Annotated in this window: 13 protein-coding genes; 6 read left to right on the top strand and 7 right to left on the bottom strand. The window is 62.5% G+C overall.

Annotation, left to right across the window (positions count from 1 at the left end; translation table 11 throughout):
• The first annotated feature begins 234 nt into the window (after positions 1–234).
• The 4 genes from K0M74_RS16175 (at position 235) to K0M74_RS16160 (ending at position 4120) form a co-directional block, all read left to right on the top strand.
• Positions 235–594 (top strand): hypothetical protein, encoded by a 360-nt coding sequence (locus K0M74_RS16175; protein WP_293974789.1) that lies wholly within the window; start codon positions 235–237, stop codon positions 592–594.
• Positions 595–704: 110 nt separating this feature from the next.
• Entirely contained in the window at positions 705–914 is a 210-nt protein-coding gene (locus K0M74_RS16170) for a hypothetical protein (RefSeq protein ID WP_293974788.1), read from the top strand.
• A 199-nt stretch (positions 915–1113) separates the two neighbouring features.
• A complete protein-coding gene (gene rlxS / locus K0M74_RS16165; RefSeq protein WP_366932685.1) occupies positions 1114–3093 on the top strand; it encodes a relaxase/mobilization nuclease RlxS in 1980 nt (659 codons plus the stop codon).
• A 106-nt stretch (positions 3094–3199) separates the two neighbouring features.
• Complete coding sequence (locus K0M74_RS16160; RefSeq protein ID WP_293974787.1) at positions 3200–4120, top strand: HEPN domain-containing protein; 921 nt, start codon at positions 3200–3202, stop codon at positions 4118–4120.
• A 9-nt stretch (positions 4121–4129) separates the two neighbouring features.
• Here the strand turns inward: K0M74_RS16160 and K0M74_RS16155 are convergent, their stop codons facing one another.
• Both K0M74_RS16155 and K0M74_RS16150 read right to left on the bottom strand, forming a co-directional pair.
• The gene (locus K0M74_RS16155; protein ID WP_293974786.1) at positions 4130–4378 is read right to left on the bottom strand and encodes a hypothetical protein; all 249 of its coding nucleotides are present in this window, start codon (positions 4376–4378) and stop codon (positions 4130–4132) included.
• A gap of 315 nt (positions 4379–4693) precedes the next feature.
• Positions 4694–4951: an excalibur calcium-binding domain-containing protein gene (locus K0M74_RS16150; protein WP_293974790.1), complete on the bottom strand. Its 258-nt coding sequence runs from the start codon at positions 4949–4951 to the stop codon at positions 4694–4696.
• Positions 4952–6062: 1111 nt separating this feature from the next.
• Here K0M74_RS16150 and K0M74_RS16145 point away from each other — a divergent pair.
• Positions 6063–6833, top strand: a complete 771-nt coding sequence (locus K0M74_RS16145) for a LamG-like jellyroll fold domain-containing protein (RefSeq protein ID WP_293974785.1) — start codon at positions 6063–6065, stop codon at positions 6831–6833.
• 530 nt (positions 6834–7363) lie between these two features.
• Here the strand turns inward: K0M74_RS16145 and K0M74_RS16140 are convergent.
• The 5 genes from K0M74_RS16140 to kdpF are packed head-to-tail and all read right to left on the bottom strand — an operon-like array spanning position 7364 to position 12513.
• Positions 7364–8056 carry a response regulator transcription factor gene (locus tag K0M74_RS16140; RefSeq protein WP_293974784.1) on the bottom strand — a complete coding sequence of 231 codons (693 nt, stop codon included), beginning with the start codon at positions 8054–8056 and terminating at the stop codon, positions 7364–7366.
• A 9-nt stretch (positions 8057–8065) separates the two neighbouring features.
• Positions 8066–8653 carry a potassium-transporting ATPase subunit KdpC gene (kdpC, locus tag K0M74_RS16135; RefSeq protein WP_293974782.1) on the bottom strand — a complete coding sequence of 196 codons (588 nt, stop codon included), beginning with the start codon at positions 8651–8653 and terminating at the stop codon, positions 8066–8068.
• Positions 8654–8663: 10 nt separating this feature from the next.
• The gene (kdpB, locus tag K0M74_RS16130; RefSeq protein ID WP_293974779.1) at positions 8664–10694 is read right to left on the bottom strand and encodes a potassium-transporting ATPase subunit KdpB; all 2031 of its coding nucleotides are present in this window, start codon (positions 10692–10694) and stop codon (positions 8664–8666) included.
• A gap of 13 nt (positions 10695–10707) precedes the next feature.
• Positions 10708–12411, bottom strand: coding sequence for a potassium-transporting ATPase subunit KdpA (kdpA, locus tag K0M74_RS16125; protein ID WP_293974776.1), 1704 nt, complete (start codon positions 12409–12411; stop codon positions 10708–10710).
• A gap of 12 nt (positions 12412–12423) precedes the next feature.
• Complete coding sequence (gene kdpF / locus K0M74_RS16120; RefSeq protein ID WP_293974775.1) at positions 12424–12513, bottom strand: K(+)-transporting ATPase subunit F; 90 nt, start codon at positions 12511–12513, stop codon at positions 12424–12426.
• 269 nt (positions 12514–12782) lie between these two features.
• Here kdpF and K0M74_RS16115 point away from each other — a divergent pair, with 269 nt between their 5' ends.
• The gene (locus tag K0M74_RS16115) at positions 12783–15452 is read left to right on the top strand and encodes a sensor histidine kinase KdpD (RefSeq protein WP_293974772.1); all 2670 of its coding nucleotides are present in this window, start codon (positions 12783–12785) and stop codon (positions 15450–15452) included.
• Positions 15453–15621 lie beyond the last annotated feature (169 nt).

The raw sequence follows: 15621 nt of genomic DNA, 5'->3' as shown, positions 1-15621 counted from the left end.
CCCCCCTCCCCCCCCCCCCCCCCCCCCCCCCCCCCCCCCCCCCCCCCCCCCCCCCCCCCCCCCCCCCCCCCCCCCCCGCCCCCCCCCCGCACGCCCCCCCCCCAGCCCCCCGCCCCCCCCCCCCCCGCCGCCCCCCCCCCCCCCGCCCCCCGCGGGGGCCCCCCCCCCCCCCCCCCCCCCCCGTCTCGTTGAACTTGTTCCCGACTTTGGGATCGCATGTTCAATGAGGATATCATGGGCGCAGTCGCTATCGCAATGGCGTCGGATGGCGTGTTCGATCGGATCGTTTCGGGGCTTGAAGGCGCGTTCGGACGCAGCGCGGCGGAGGGTCTCGCACGCCATTTCATCGAAGCCGAGGGGGCCGATTTCTACTGGGAAGCGCGGCAGCGCGAGAAGTGGATCGGCAACTATGAACGACTTGATGACGGCGACGGCGAGGCGCTCGACCGGGTGGCGGTCTTCGGATTTCTCGATGGTCTTTTCTATGTCGCGGTCGTGCTTCTGGACGCGATCGACGGGGTCGAGGCGTTGCTCGGGCTGCGGCAGTTCAAGCGGCGCGGCGACGCCGAGAGCGCTTACGAAAGCCTGGGGTGAACGCGCGAAGTTCGCATGCGGGAGCGGCGCCGACAAGGCGCTGCTCTCTCGCATTTTCCTCGGCGCAAACGGCACTCGAAGAGCGCCGCAAGGCGCGCTTTGGAGAGACGATGACGACCTATTCTGCGAAGGCGATCGCGGTCAGGCTGAGCACGCTCCAGCGCGGCATCGTTGCGTGCGGCCCGACCAGCTTTGCCGCAGCGGCTGCAATCCCCGTCGGCCTCTTCGCGTGCGGCGAAATCTGGGAGAGCGACAGCGGCGAGGAATGGCTTGTCCGGGAGCTTGCCGAGCGGGGACAGACGGTGCGGGAAAATCTGTAGCGGGGTCGGCTGAAAGCTTTGACGCCGGGTCAGCAGGCAGGAATGGCGAAGGCAAGTTAAAAGCACAGCCCCGCCGGCGAAAAGATGCCATTGCCTGCACATCATTTTGTCGCGGGACTTGCTTCTGCGGTACGAGACCGTCACGCAGCCGTTGGCGGATTTTCGCGGGTTCGGGCGAGATTCCGGGGGTCGGCAGCTGGTGAGCGCCGACGATGAGGATTTCGAAACCAGGCTCGGCAAGATGCGCGCGACGCGTGGCAAGAAGGCGCGCAAATATCTCGGCCGGCTTCTCGCCGCGGGTGCCGCCATGGGCAGCGCCTCAGCGAAGCGCCGCAGCGCCTTTGACGGCAGCCGGATCGGGCGCGGCGCGGCGAATGGCCGGCTGCTGGCCTCGCGCGGCATCGGCAACCGCGCTTCGATGCGGCGCGTGATCGTGAAGACACGGCTCGTCAGGCTCGGTTCGAAGGGGCTCGGTGCGGCACACGCGCACCTCAAATATATCCAGCGCGATGGCGTCACCCGCGAAGGCGATCCGGGCGAACTTTACGCCGCCGAAACCGACGTTGCCGACGGCAAGTCGTTCCTCGATCGCGCCGCCGGCGACCGGCATCAATTCCGCTTCATCGTGTCGGCCGAGGAGGGGGACCTTTATTCCGATCTCAAGCCGTTCGTCCGGCGCGTCATGGCGCAGATGGAAGAGGACCTTGGCACGAAGCTCGATTGGGTCGCCGTCGATCATTATAATACCGGCCATCCGCACAGCCATATCATGCTGCGCGGCAAGGACGATCGCGGCAAGGATCTGATCATCGCCCGCGAATATATCGCGCACGGCCTGCGCGCCCGCGCGAGCGAGATCGCCACGCTCCATCTCGGACCCCGGACGCAGCTCGAAATCGAGACGCGGATGCGGCGCGACGTCGGCGCCGAGCGGCTCACCGAAACCGACCGCCAATTGCTTGGCGAAGCCGATGCGCGCCTGCTCGTCGCGGCGCGGCACCGCGACCCCTTCGTCCAGTCGCTGTGGGCAGGGAGATTACAGAAGCTCGGCGCGCTTGGTTTGGCCGAGGAGGTGGCACCCGGGCAGTGGCGATTGGCGAAGGACCTGCGCGCGACGCTGACCCAGATGGGCGAGCGCGGCGATATCATCCGCACGATGCAGCGCGAACTGACGGCCCGGTCGCGCGCCGGCGCGCCTGCCGATCGTGTCGTTCATGACGATGGCGCGCCGCTCGCCGAACCGCTCGTCGGCCGCATCGTCATGCGCGGCCTCGCCGATGAGTTCGCCGACCGGCATTTCCTGATTGTCGACGGCATTGACGGGCGCAGCCATTATGTCGGCATAGGGAAGGGGGATGCCGTCGAACCCCTGCCCGAAAACAGCATCGTCCGGATTCTGCCCGCGCCGCGCGGCGTTCGCGAGGTCGACCACATGATCGCCGCGATCGCGGCGAACAATGGCGGGCGCTACGACGAGGCCGCCAATTTGCGCCATGATCCTGGCGCGTCCGCGGCCTATATCGAGACGCATGTCCGGCGGCTCGAAGCGATGCGTCGGCAGGGCGGTTTTGTCGAACGGGCAGGCGATGGCAGCTGGACGATCGCGGCCGATCATCTCGAGCGCGCGGCCAGTTTCGAGACGAGTGCCGCGAGGGACCGACCCATCGCGGTAGAAATCCTGTCTCCGGTGCCGATCGATCAACTGGTCCGCGCTGAAGCGGTGACGTGGCTCGATCGCGACGCCTCGGGCAGCGTGCGAACTTCGGCTCGCAACAAGGGGTTCGGGCGTGAGGTTCGTACCGCGATGGCGCTTCGGCAGCAGTGGCTGATCGACGAGGAACTTGCCGATCCGGCGGGCGAAGGAATAGCTTACCGGAAGGGGGCGCTGGCCGCGCTCCAGCGCCGCGAATTGCTTAGGCTCGCGCGGCGCCTTGCGAGCGAACTTGAAAAGGAGTTCGCCGAGAGCGCAAACGGCGAATGGGTCGAGGGGAAATTGGCGCGCCGGATCGATGCCGCCGGCGGCCGTTATGGCCTGGTCGAGAAGGCCAGGGAATTCACGCTCGTGCCCTGGAAGCCGGTGCTCGATCGTCATGTCGGGAAGGACGTCGCCGGGATCGCGCGCGAGCGCGGGGTTAGCTGGACGATCGGCCGCGGCCGAAGCGGACCGCAGATTTCGTGATGGCAAGTAGTGCAGGGGGGCAGTCCCCGCGCGGCAGGTATTTGGTCCGGATTGAATCGGGTTTGACTTGCCAGCGCGCAGAATGTCGGCCAGATTTTGCGCTGAAATGAAAACAGAAATCGACCATCTTCCTTCCAAGCAGCAGGGCGAACTCGAGCGCATCAAGCAGGTGCTCATGGAAGAGTTTGCGCGCTCGATCGAGCGCTCGACGAAGGACGTGAAGCGCAATGGCAAGATTCTGAAGATCGTTTTGTTCGGGAGCTATGCGCGCAACGACTGGGTCGATGAACCCGAAAACGGCTACCAGTCCGATTTCGACGTCCTGATCATCGTGAGCCATAGCGACCTGACCGATATCGCCGATCACTGGTATATCGCCGAGGACAAGATCCTGCGCGATCCGGCGGTCGGACGGACACTCAACATCATCGTGCACACCCTCGACGAAGTGAATCGCGCGCTCAGCCGCGGCGAGTATTTCTGGGTCGACATCCTCCGCGACGGCATCATGCTTTATGAGTTGCCGAACCATGCGCTGGCGATTCCGAAGCCTCTGACGGCGGCCGACGCCTATGAGATGGCATTAGCGTATTTCAGCGAGGGATTTCCTGCAATTCAGCGAGCCTTGCGGACAGTGGAACTTCAAAAGGCCGAAGGGTTGGAAGATGCCGGCTGGCGCAAGGATGTTGCCTTCTCTCTTCATCAGGCCGTGGAACGGGCCTATGCTTGCTACTTGCTGGCACAAACCTTCTATTTTCCGCGCTCTCATAACATAAAGTTCCTGCGGTCGCTTTCGGAGGACCGGGAGCCTAGGCTTGTTCAAGCTTGGCCGCGCGAGAGCAAACTCGACCGGCGGCGCTTTGAGCTGTTGAAACGTGCCTATGTTGAGGCGCGGTATTCACCCAACTACGAAATTGGTATTGAGGACTTGGGGGCACTGGCCGGTTCCGCGAAGAAATTGCGGGATGTCGTGGAGCAGCTTTGCTGCGAGAAACTTGATCAATTGCGATCTGACGCCGGCTTATAAAGCCTCAGATCAGCGGGGCGTGTAGGCCTTGCCGTCGCCGAGGAACCTCTTGCTTCTTTCTTTTGCTTCATTGCGGCTGAGCGCCCGCTCGGCATTCGTGCATTCATCTCCGCGAACCGACCCGTCGCGGCATCCCTCCACGATCTCTCGCGCCTCATCGATGTGGGCTTCGAAATATAGCTGGCGACGCGGCTCGGCTCTCCCGCAGCCGAACGGTGCCACACGGACCATTGCAACTGCGATGGGTTGGATATTCAATTCTTTTTCTCTCCGACGGCCAGGTTAATCCAGCGTCTCGAGCCGACAACCGCAAATCGCGAGACATTCTCAAATTGAGAGCGATTGTTTTGCCTAAGCCGTCGCCCACTCGCCGACATTGTGATATCGCGTCCGCGCCGGGCGCCCGCCGCATATGTGCATGCTTCGGCGAAAAGCGGCGGCGCAAGTTATCGAACTTGTTCTTAACGCCCGGTACCAACAACCGTCACGTTCGCGCCGATTTCAATCGTTCAAGCTGGCCCCGTCACATCCGGAAAGCGGCTGGCCATTAGGGCGGCTAGCGAGCGAATTTGCTCACTCGCATCCTACGCCATCTCGGTCCCGGTCTAAGTGGAGCGCATATCCAGGATCACCGCGGCGAACAGGCGCCGCCCCCGCTGCGCGCGCGGCCGTACAGTTGGCAAAATAGGTTGTTCCGCCTGACAGACGTTGCGGTCGGTCCGCCGCCGGGGCGGACCGTGCGGGAGCGCGGTGGCAATGCCTACCGCCGTTCTTACGATCATTGTGGCAGCCATCGGCCGCCAGGCCGCCGCCATGCGCATTGGTCGGCATTGGTGACATGGATAGAACCGCTGCCGCCGCACAGATTTCCGTCAGTCGCATATTCTGCCCCTCAGAAACGTTATGGAGCGCGTCGGTTAACAAGTCCAATTAGCGGCATGTCGTCGGCGAATTCCATTGACGTCAGTTGCAGCGATGGTCTTGCCAGTATCTGTCCGATTTCGCGGCATAGCCATCGCGGACCATAGCGCAGGATATGTCGCCCGAGCGGGGCGACGTGAAGAAGGCGGCGGTCCGATTGCCGCCAGCGCCTTGTCGAACCGCTCACTGATACATGGCCAGAGGGCCGAACGCCGCCGCGCTTGCTTAGCAGGGAAACAAGATGATCACGCGCAGCGATTAGGTCAGCCGCAGGGCAGGGATGCCCCGGACTGCCCGTCCCGTCCCTTTCGCGCGCCGCGATACCAGATAGGCGGATATGCGGCCTCTCGGCACACCAGATTGGCCCATCGCCGTCCCACACGGCAGTTGGGGTGCAGTTGAACGATTGACCCGCCGGAACGACGGTAGCGGCGAGCAAGAGGTGACTTTAGCCTCTTCGATAGATCGCCGCAGCCCTTCTGGCGTGACCCACCACAGGTCGGCGAGCATCTCTAACTCATCCGGGTTGGCTCAGCGTCATCTTTAAGCTCGTCGATCCGCTCGCATGGGGTTCCCGTCTTTTTCGTGATCGTCTGCCTTGGCGTGCACATTTGCCGGGCCCATGAAGCCGGTCATCCTGCCCCCTGACGCACATGATGCTTGGCTGCGCGCCGACGCAGAGGAGGCGATGAAGCTGGCGACCCAATATCCTGCCGAGAAGCTTGTTAGCCGCCGTCGGGACCGCTCCCCAAAAAGCGGTCGTTCACCGTGTTTGTGTCAGCATAATATCTGCGAGTGTTTGTATCTACCCTGATCGTCGCAGCCCGCAATGCCCGGAGAGAACCGTCCATGCGCACGCCGCTCGTGCGCGGTAACGTGTTTCGATATGGGACAAATCTTCGTTGTTAAGCTATCTTAATCGTTTTGCTCGTGTTATCGCGTGCCTCGGGTCGTGTGCATTGTGGCAGAGGCAATTCGAACGCAACCAGGATTGAATGCTGAGCCGCCGGGGAGATTATCAATGAAGCGTGGATTTTTGCTGGCGGCTGTATTTGCAGCGTCGGTTCCGCAGATTGCCACCGCGGCAGTCGTGGTGGAATATAAGTTTGACGGCACTGGCATAGATACATCGGGCAATGGCCTGAACGCGACCCTATCTAACGGCGCCACGTACGGCGCCGGAAAATTTGGGCAAGCCTTATCGCTAGATGGTATCAACGACTTTGCAGCGTCTGCCTTCACCAATATCTCGTTGAGTGCATTCACCTTGGAAGCATGGGTAAATGTCGCAACTTATCAAAGCAACGTCCATTATTTGAGCCTGTATCAAGGCAGCAATTACATTGTGCTAGGTGACTACTCCAACGGCGTTATCAGCACCTGGGCAAACGGCTTGAGTCCGATCAGCATAAACGGCGGGTCTGAAAGCATATCGACTAACGCTTGGCATCACATTGCATTTAGTTGGGACGGAAGCGTTCAGCGCGCCTACTTAGACGGTACATTGGTTGGCAGCGCTGCTACCACGGGAAGTCTCAGTGGCAATTTGAACCAAGGTTTGGTCATTGGAGCCCGATATTCTAAAGATACGCAATTTGTGAAGGGTTCGATCGACAACGTTCGTATTTCGAACGTCGCGCTATCGGGCAATCAACTTGGGTTTTTCTCGGATGGCGTAAGTGCCGTCCCTGAGCCTACCACATGGGCAATGATGCTAATGGGCTTCGGACTTATCGGCGGCGTATTGCGTTCCGAAAAGCGGCGACGCAAAGCGGTGCCGTCATTCGGCTAATTGGTTTACTCTCTATGAAGACGCCGGCGCCCAACACCCGGGGGGGTTTTTTGCGTTCCTAAATGCGGCTACGAAATGGGGTGCCGTAATTCGGTAAATTGTTTTACTTTATATCAAGACGCCGCCGCCAATCCGGCGGCGTTTTCAATTGGTAGTGTAGAAGTCCATCCAAGAACGGATGTGCTGGCGACCGGCCCCTACCAACTGGTCAGCGCCGGTCAGCATTTGTCTTGAGAAGGCGCGCTGACGTCGGCTTCGCTCCCAAATTAAGTCGTAGCCAGCAGTTAAAGAGCGGTCCGAAACCGGCAGTTCGCGCGAGACGGAACAGGATATTAGCAAACTTAAACATCGACCGCTTTGAGGGCGATCCACGTCGCCCTGTCAAATGACAAAGCCAATGGAGACTTCTGCCATTCTCGCGCCAGAATCCACTTGGAAGTACCCGGCGAAAAATTGCGTTCCGCTGATAGCTGCCATTTGATGTGAGGCGTCAATCCCTAGCTAAGTCGGTCGGCGGGTCGGCAGAAAACTCACGCGCGAAGCCGATAGCCAACTGCCAGTTCATTTATTATGAGCTTCGGCTGAGTGGGATCCGCCTCAAGCTTTTGACGCAGACCGCGCACAGCGATCCGCAAATATTCCACCCTCTCGACGTGCGCAGGTCCCCACACCGATTTCAACAGCTGGGTATGGCTGAGCACACGGTCCGGCCGACGTGCCAGTTCGGCAAGAACGGCATATTCTTTTGGTGTTAGATGAACGTCTAACCCATCTTTAGATACGCGCCGATGCTCAAGGTCAATCCGCACGGACCCTGCTTCTACCACGGTCACATCGTCCCCCGCGGCAGCTGTCCGCCGATGGCGAAGCGCGGTGCGGATCCGGGCAAGCAATTCGTCGGTGTCGAACGGCTTCGTGACATAATCGTCGGCACCCAGATCGAGCGCTGTGACCTTTTCGCTGCTGTCGTCGCGCGCAGAGACCACGATGATGATCGCGGTTGAGCGACGACGAATGGGTCCTATCAATTCGAGCCCGTCGCGATCCGGCAAACCTAGGTCGAGGAGGACGACATCAGGCTGTTCAATATCCAGCAGCGAAACTGCCTGGCGTGCATCAGCTGCCTCGACAACCGCATGACCTGCACGCTGCATCGTTGTTCGCAGCAATCGGCGGATGTGGAGATCGTCTTCCACGACCAGAATTTTTGCGGTTTGCACCATGTCTCCACCCTACTTTTGTGCGACTGACTCGTCGAGTGCGCGATTGAGCAGCAGCACATTGACCTGCGGTTCGCCAAGGAAGCCAAGCGCCGGTTGCTCGACCGCCGCCGCGACGAGCGAGCGGACCTGAGCGGCGGGGAGGCGACGGGCGGCGGCAATGCGGTTCACTTGCGAAAAGGCTGCCTCGGGGCTGATATGGGGATCAAGCCCCGAGGCAGAGGCCGTCACCAGGTCAGGCGGGACAGGAGAGCTCGGTGTCGTCTCGGCAAGGGTGGTAATATCGGCATTGACGCGGTCGGTGAGCGCCCGCGAGGCGGGGCCGAGGTTCGAACTGCCCGATGCAGCGGCATCATAACCGTCAGCACCCGCTGCGGAAGGGCGACCACGGAAATAGGTCGGGCCGGTGAATTTCTGGCCGATCAGGTCGGACCCGACGACGGTGTCACCGTCGCGGATCAGGCTGCCGTTCGCCTGCGCCGGGAATAGCGTCTGCCCGATCCCGGTCAGCGCGAGCGGATAAGCGATGCCGAGCAGCGCCGCGAACAGCAGCGTCAGCACCAGCGCGGGGCGGACGGCGGATTTAAGGTCGTTGAACATCGATTGGTCCTTAAGCGAGGTGGAGGCCGGACACGGCGAGGTCGATCAGCTTGATGCCCACAAAGGGCGCGACGAGGCCGCCGAGGCCGAACACCGACAGGTTGCGCCCGAGCAGCTGGCCCGCGGGCATCGGTCGATAGCGCACGCCCTTCAGCGCGAGCGGGACGAGGCAGGGGATGATCAGCGCGTTGAAGATGATCGCCGACAGCACCGCACTTTCCGGCGTCGCCAACCCCATCACGTTGAGCACCCCGAGCTGCGGATAGAGGACGACAAAGATCGCCGGGATGATCGCGAAATATTTGGCGACATCGTTGGCGACCGAAAAGGTCGTCAGCGCGCCGCGCGTCATCAGCAATTGTTTGCCCAGCCCGACGATCTCGATCAGCTTGGTCGGATCGCTGTCTAGGTCGACCATATTACCCGCCTCGCGCGCCGCCTGCGTCCCCGTGTTCATCGCGACCCCGACGTCGGCCTGCGCGAGGGCAGGGGCGTCGTTGGTGCCGTCGCCGCACATCGCTACTAGGCGGCCTTCGGCCTGTTCCCGTCGGATCAGCGCCAGCTTGTCTTCGGGCGTCGCCTGCGCCAGGAAATCGTCGACCCCGGCCTCGGCCGCGATCGCGGCTGCGGTCAGCGGGTTGTCGCCGGTTATCATCACGGTGCGGATGCCCATTTTGCGCAGCTCGCCGAAGCGTTCGCGCACACCTGCTTTCACGACGTCCTTCAAGTGGATGGCGCCGAGCAACCGACCGTCGCGGATCACCGCGAGCGGTGTGCCTCCTGAGCGTGCAATTTCGTCTGTGATGCGGCGCATTTCCTGAACCGCAGGGCTCGCTTCGTCCTGAGGATGCGCTTTCAACACCGAATCGACCGCGCCTTTTTGGATGGTGATGCCCGCGACCGTCACGCCTGACAGGCGGGTTTGCGCCGTGAAGGCGATGACGTCTGACCCGGCGGGCAGCGTCTCGACACGGATCGCATAGCGTTCGCGCGCCAGTGCGACGACCGAGCGGCCCTCGGGGGTTTCGTCGGCCAGACTGGACAGTAACGCCGCTTCCGCCAGCCGGTCGATCTCGATCCCCGTCAGCGCGCGGAACTCGCTGGCCTGACGGTCGCCGATGGTGATCGTGCCGGTCTTGTCGAGGAGCAGCACATCGACGTCGCCCGCGGCCTCGACTGCGCGCCCCGATTTGGCGAGCACGTTGAAACGCACGAGCCGGTCCATGCCTGCGATGCCGATTGCCGAGAGCAATGCGGCGATCGTGGTCGGGATCAACGTAATGAGCAGCGCGGCGAGCAGCACCACCGGCACCGATCCACCCGCATAAGAAGCAAAGCCCGGGATCGTTGAGACGGCGATCAGGAAGATGATCGTCAGCCCGACGAGCAGGATGGTAAGCGCGATCTCGTTCGGGGTCTTGCGGCGTTCGGCGCCCTCAACGAGTGCGATCATGCGGTCAAGAAAACCCTGACCGGGTTCGGCGGTGACCTGCACCTTGATGCGGTCGGAAATGACGCGCGTGCCTGTGGTGACCGCGCTGCGGTCGCCGCCCGCTTCGCGGATCACCGGCGCGCTTTCGCCGGTGATCGCGGCCTCGTTGACCGATGCGACACCCTCGATCACCTCGCCATCGGCGGGGATGAGGTCACCTGTCTCGACGAGGACGATCTCGCCCTTGTCGAGCTGACTCGCGGCAACGATCTCATAAGTATCGCCGACCCCGAGCATCAATTTTGCCTTCAGCTCGGCCTTTGTGGCGCGAAGTGATGCGGCTTGCGCCCGCCCGCGCCCCTCGGCGAGCGCTTCGGCAAAGGTGCCGAAGAGGACGGTGAGCCACAGCCAGACGACAAGCTGGATCTCGAAACCGAGCGACAGGCCGGGTTCGCCGATGACGAGCAGCACGGTGAGCAGTGAGGCGACCACGGCGGTGACGAACATCACCGGATTGCGGACCAGCTGGCGCGGGTCGAGCTTGCGCACGGCGTCGCGCATCGCGGGGGCAACAAGGGCGGCACTGAACATCGAAGTTGGAGCGTTCATGGCTGTATATCCCTCAGAAAAGCTGGCCGCTGGTCACCGCGAGGTGATCGGCGATGGGGCCAAGGGCGAGGCTGGGCAGGAAGGTCAGGCCGCCAAGGATCAGGATCACCCCGACAAGCAGGCCGACCCACAACCCACCGGTGGTAGGGAAGGAGCCGCTGGTCGCTGGGACATGCCGTTTGGCGGCAAGGCTGCCGGCGATAGCGAGCGCGGGGATGATCACGAAGAAGCGCCCGAGCCACATCGCAACGCCTAGCATGCCGTTGTAGAAGGGCGTGCCCGCGCTCAGCCCGGCGAAGGCCGACCCATTGTTACCGGCGCCGGAAGTGAACGCGTAGAGGATTTCCGAAAAGCCGTGCGGCCCCTTATTGAGCGGACCTGCGAGGCCCGCCGGCAGCACGCTGGCGATCGCGGTGAACCCCAGAATGACGAGCGGCAGGATCGCGATCGCGAGCACCGCGAGCTTGACCTCGCGAGCTTCGATCTTCTTGCCGACATATTCAGGAGTGCGCCCGACCATCAGCCCGGCGACGAACACTGCGAGGATGGCAAACAGCAGAAAGCCGTAGATGCCCGCCCCGACGCCGCCCACGACGATTTCGCCGAGCTGCATGTTGAACAGCGGGATCATACCACCGAGCGCAGTAAAGCTGTCGTGCATCGCATTGACCGCGCCGCACGATGCGGCGGTGGTGACGACCGCGAACAGGGCAGAGGCGGCGATGCCGAAGCGCACCTCCTTGCCCTCCATATTGCCGCCCATGACGCCAAGCTGGTGGAGCGCAGGGTTGCCGGTTGCCTCTTGCCAATAGGCCACGGTAACCCCCGCTACGAACAGCACGCCCATCGCGGCGAGGATCGCCCAGCCCTGGCGCGTGTCGCCGACCGCTTTGCCGAAGCACCAGGTCAGCCCAACGCCGATGGAAAAAATCGACAGCATCTGGACCAGGTTGGTCAGCGCGGTCGGGTTTTCGAACGGATGCGCGCTGTTGGCGTTAAAGAAGCCGCCGCCATTGGTGCCCAGCATCTTGATGGCTTCCTGGCTCGCGACAGGCCCGAGTGCGATCGTCTGTTTCGCTCCTTCGAGCGTCGTCGCGTCGATTGATCCAGCCAATGTCTGCGGCACCCCGCTCGAGATCAGGAAGATCGCATAAACGATACAGATCGGGAGGAGGAGGTAGAGCGTGACACGCGTCACATCGGCCCAGAAATTACCAATCGTCTTCATCTCGCGCCGCGCAAAGCCGCGGAAGAGGGCGAAGGCAATCGCGACGCCGGTCGCTGCCGACAAGAAGTTCTGGATCGTCAGGCCGAGCATCTGCGACAGGTTCGACAGCGTCGTCTCGCCCGAATACCATTGCCAGTTGGTGTTGGTGGTAAAGCTGACCGCGGTGTTGAAAGCGCCATCGGCGCCGACCGCGCCGAACCCCTGCGGATTGCCCGGCAGCACGCCCTGCATCCGCAGAACGGCATAGGTAAACAGTAGCAGCGCGACGTTGAACAACAGCATGTGCAGCGCGTAGCGCCGCCACCCTTGCTCCTCATTGGGGTCTATCCCGGCAAGGCGATAGAAACCGCGCTCGACCGGGCCGAGCACCCGGTGCAGCGGGGTGGCGCGCCCTTCATAAAGCGCAAATAGCCAGATTCCCATCGGCTTGGCGAGCGCGATGGTAACGGCAATGAATAACAGGATAAGGCTCCAGCCGGCGACGGTCATGTCAGGTTCCGATCAGAAACGCTCAGGCCGCAGCAAAGCGACGAGCAGATAGACGAGGAGGACGGCGGCGGTGACTCCGGCGAGGATCAGCGAGGTGCTCATCGCTTAGGCGCCGTCGCAAAGGCGCGCGTAACCGAGCGTCGCCGCGAAGAGCAGGGCGAGCAGGCCGAGCCACAATAAATCGGACATGGATATTCTCCGGTGAAGTCGGTCCAGGGGCGGATGCCAGAGGAAATCCGACAGTATGTGGTCGCCGCTACGCCGCTTCGCCGTAAAGTTTCGCGGGGGAATTTGCCGATTGGCATAAGGTTTCCGTAAAGTTCGATCGTGGCCCCTTGGCGGTGGCAACCGCGTTCGTCTAAGCCTCGCCGATGTCGACGCCGCCCTCTTCGGAAAAACGTCCTTCGCCCGACGCCCTGTTACGTCAGGCGCGGCGCGAGGACCGCGGCCAACTCAAGATATTCCTCGGCGCCGCACCGGGGGTCGGCAAAACATATGCGATGCTTCAGGAAGGCGCGGTACTGAAACGCGACGGGGTCGACGTAGTGGTGGCGGTAGTGGAAACGCACGGCCGCGCCGAAACCGAAGCATTGCTGGCCGGGCAGGAGATCATCGCACGCCGCGAGGTCGAGTATCGTGGCCAAACGCTCACGGAAATGGACCTCGACGCCGTGCTGCGCCGCGCGCCCGAACTCGCGTTGGTCGATGAATATGCGCACACCAATGTTGAGGGCAGTCGCCATCCCAAACGCTGGCAGGATGTCGCCGAACTGCTTGATGCCGGCATCGACGTCTATACGACGCTCAACATACAGCATGTCGAAAGCCTCAACGACGTCATCGCCAGCTTCACGCGCGTCCGGGTGCGTGAGACCGTGCCCGACAGCGTATTCGAGGGCGCCGAGATCAAGCTCGTCGATCTGCCGCCCGACGAGCTGATCGATCGGTTGAAGGACGGCAAAGTCTATGTGCCGCAGGAAGCATCCCGCGCACTTGGCCACTTCTTTTCCAAACCGAACCTGTCGGCGCTGCGCGAAATGGCGCTGCGCCGCGCCGCGCTCAGCGTCGATCGCCAGATGCTGCACGACCTGGATGCCAGGGGCTTGGCAGGGACCTATGCTGCGGGCGAGCGCATCCTGGTCGCGATCAGCGAACAGCCTGGTGCAGATGCACTGGTCCGCACCGCCAAACGGCTTGCCGATGGACTCAACGCGCCCTGGACCGCAGTGCATATCGAAACCCCGCGCAGCGAGAATTTCGACGAGGATGCCAAGCGCCGGATCGCCGCGGCGCTGTCGCTCGCCGCGACCCTCGGCGCGACAATCGCCACCATCCCGTCTGAAAATGTCATCGCCGGACTGCGCGGCCAGATCGAGGCGCAGCGCGCGACCCAGCTGATCATCGGCCGCTCGCAGCGCAGCTGGTGGTTCGAACTGCGCCATGGTTCGGTGGTCGAAACGCTGATCCGCGGGTCCAGAGACCTGGCGGTGCACGTCATTCCGTCCCCCGAAACGGCGACCAGCGAGGCTGGGTGGAAAGGCTGGCTGCGCGGCTGGGGCCAACCTGCGGCCTATTTGAGCGCGCTGATACTGATTGCAGCGACCACGTTGCTTGCCAAATTTTCACAACCGTTGATCGGACGCGGCGCTGTCGATTTGCTCTATCTGGTCCCGGTGATCGTCACCGCCACGCTTTTTGGCCTGCGCCCTGGGCTATTCGCTAGCATCGCCGCTGCGCTGGCATTCAATTTCTTCTTCCTCGACCCGCTTCACACCTTCACCATCGCCGATCCCCAAAGCGTGCTGACAATGCTGGTGTTGACCGGGGTGGCGGCGGTGACCAGCAACCTTGCAGGACGTCTGCGAACACGCGCCCGCATCGGGGTGCGCAGCGCCGAGGAAAATGCCGCGCTCGCGGCTTTCGGGCAGATGCTGGCACGCGCTTCGGATCGCGAGGCGACTGCGGTCGCCACTTGCGAAGAAGTGTCGCGACTGCTCGGAGTGCGCTGCGTCATGCTCGCCGAATCCGATGGTGTCTTGGGCCTGATCGTGGCGCGTCCGCGCGAGGCGACGATTTCGCCGGTCGATCAGGCCGCAGCCGAATGGGCATGGAATAGCGGTGAACCGGCGGGACGCGGCACCGGTACCTTGTTGGCATCGGACTGGCAGTTCCACCCGCTCAAGACCAGCCTCGGCGTGCTGGCGGTGCTTGGTATCGCGCGCGACGATGACAGCGCGCCGGTCGCCGCCGACAAGGCGACCTTACTCGCGACGCTGATCGGACAAGCGGCACTCGCGCATGAGCGACTGTATCTTGAGGACGAGATGCGCAGCCTGTCGGTGCTCGAAGAGCGTGACCGGCTGCGCGCAGCGTTGCTGTCGTCGATAGGCCACGACCTGCGCACGCCGCTGACCGGGGTAACCGCAGCGATCGAGGCGATCGGCGTCGAGCATCCAGGCGCGCGGGCGCTGCCGACCGCGCGCGCCGAACTGTCGCGCCTCCGCCGTTTTCTCGACAATCTGATAGAACTGGTTCGCATCGACGCGGGAGGGGTCCACCTCAGCATGGCGTCGGTCGACCTGACCGATGCAGTCGCTGGCGTCGTCCATGACCTCAAAGATATGCTTCGCGGGCATCATATCGATTTTCAAGTTCCCGCCAACCTTCCGTTCGTCAGGACCGACGAGCGGCTGCTCCACCACATCTTGCTCAATCTTGTCGCCAACGCGGTCCAACATGGCGGCGAAGCCGGACCCATTTCGATTGTGGGACAGCGCACGCCCGACGCCGTCTTGCTTACTATACGCGATAGAGGCGAAGGATTGGCGGCTGGCGCAGAGCAAATGATCTTTGACACCTTCGCGCGAGGCAAAGGGAGTGATCGCCACGGAGGCAGCGGTTTGGGGCTGGCCATCGCAAAAGGATTTTCCGACGCGCTTGGCATCAGGCTGGCGGCCGCCAATCATTCCGAAGGGGGCGCAATTTTTACGCTGTATTTCCCCCAGGAGTTGATTGTCGCCATGGTTGCCGACCCCGATTGATTACGCGCAACTCAGCCTTTTCGCCCGCTTAGAGCGTCGCGTAATTAATCTGAATCGCGGGGATTCCCTTTGGTGCAAATTTATGATTCACCGTTGTTGGAGGTGGATCATGGGCAAGAGCAGTTCGGTTGATCTTCGGGATCGGATCGTTGGCGAGATAGAGCGAGGA

It is taken from the genome of Sphingopyxis sp., assembly GCF_019459305.1.
Taxonomy (GTDB): domain Bacteria; phylum Pseudomonadota; class Alphaproteobacteria; order Sphingomonadales; family Sphingomonadaceae; genus Sphingopyxis.
The sequence above is the reverse complement of the archived record's forward strand: the minus strand, read 5'-3'. Positions and strand labels throughout refer to the sequence as shown.

Coding starts and splice junctions, on each gene's coding strand:
- K0M74_RS16175 (WP_293974789.1), top strand. CDS start 235: ATGGGCGCAGTCGCTATCGCAATGGCGTCGGATGGCGTGTTCGATCGG.
- K0M74_RS16170 (WP_293974788.1), top strand. CDS start 705: ATGACGACCTATTCTGCGAAGGCGATCGCGGTCAGGCTGAGCACGCTC.
- K0M74_RS16160 (WP_293974787.1), top strand. CDS start 3,200: ATGAAAACAGAAATCGACCATCTTCCTTCCAAGCAGCAGGGCGAACTC.
- K0M74_RS16150 (WP_293974790.1), bottom strand. CDS start 4,951: ATGCCGACCAATGCGCATGGCGGCGGCCTGGCGGCCGATGGCTGCCAC.
- K0M74_RS16145 (WP_293974785.1), top strand. CDS start 6,063: ATGAAGCGTGGATTTTTGCTGGCGGCTGTATTTGCAGCGTCGGTTCCG.
- K0M74_RS16140 (WP_293974784.1), bottom strand. CDS start 8,056: ATGGTGCAAACCGCAAAAATTCTGGTCGTGGAAGACGATCTCCACATC.
- kdpC (WP_293974782.1), bottom strand. CDS start 8,653: ATGTTCAACGACCTTAAATCCGCCGTCCGCCCCGCGCTGGTGCTGACG.
- kdpB (WP_293974779.1), bottom strand. CDS start 10,694: ATGAACGCTCCAACTTCGATGTTCAGTGCCGCCCTTGTTGCCCCCGCG.
- kdpA (WP_293974776.1), bottom strand. CDS start 12,411: ATGACCGTCGCCGGCTGGAGCCTTATCCTGTTATTCATTGCCGTTACC.
- kdpF (WP_293974775.1), bottom strand. CDS start 12,513: ATGAGCACCTCGCTGATCCTCGCCGGAGTCACCGCCGCCGTCCTCCTC.
- K0M74_RS16115 (WP_293974772.1), top strand. CDS start 12,783: ATGTCGACGCCGCCCTCTTCGGAAAAACGTCCTTCGCCCGACGCCCTG.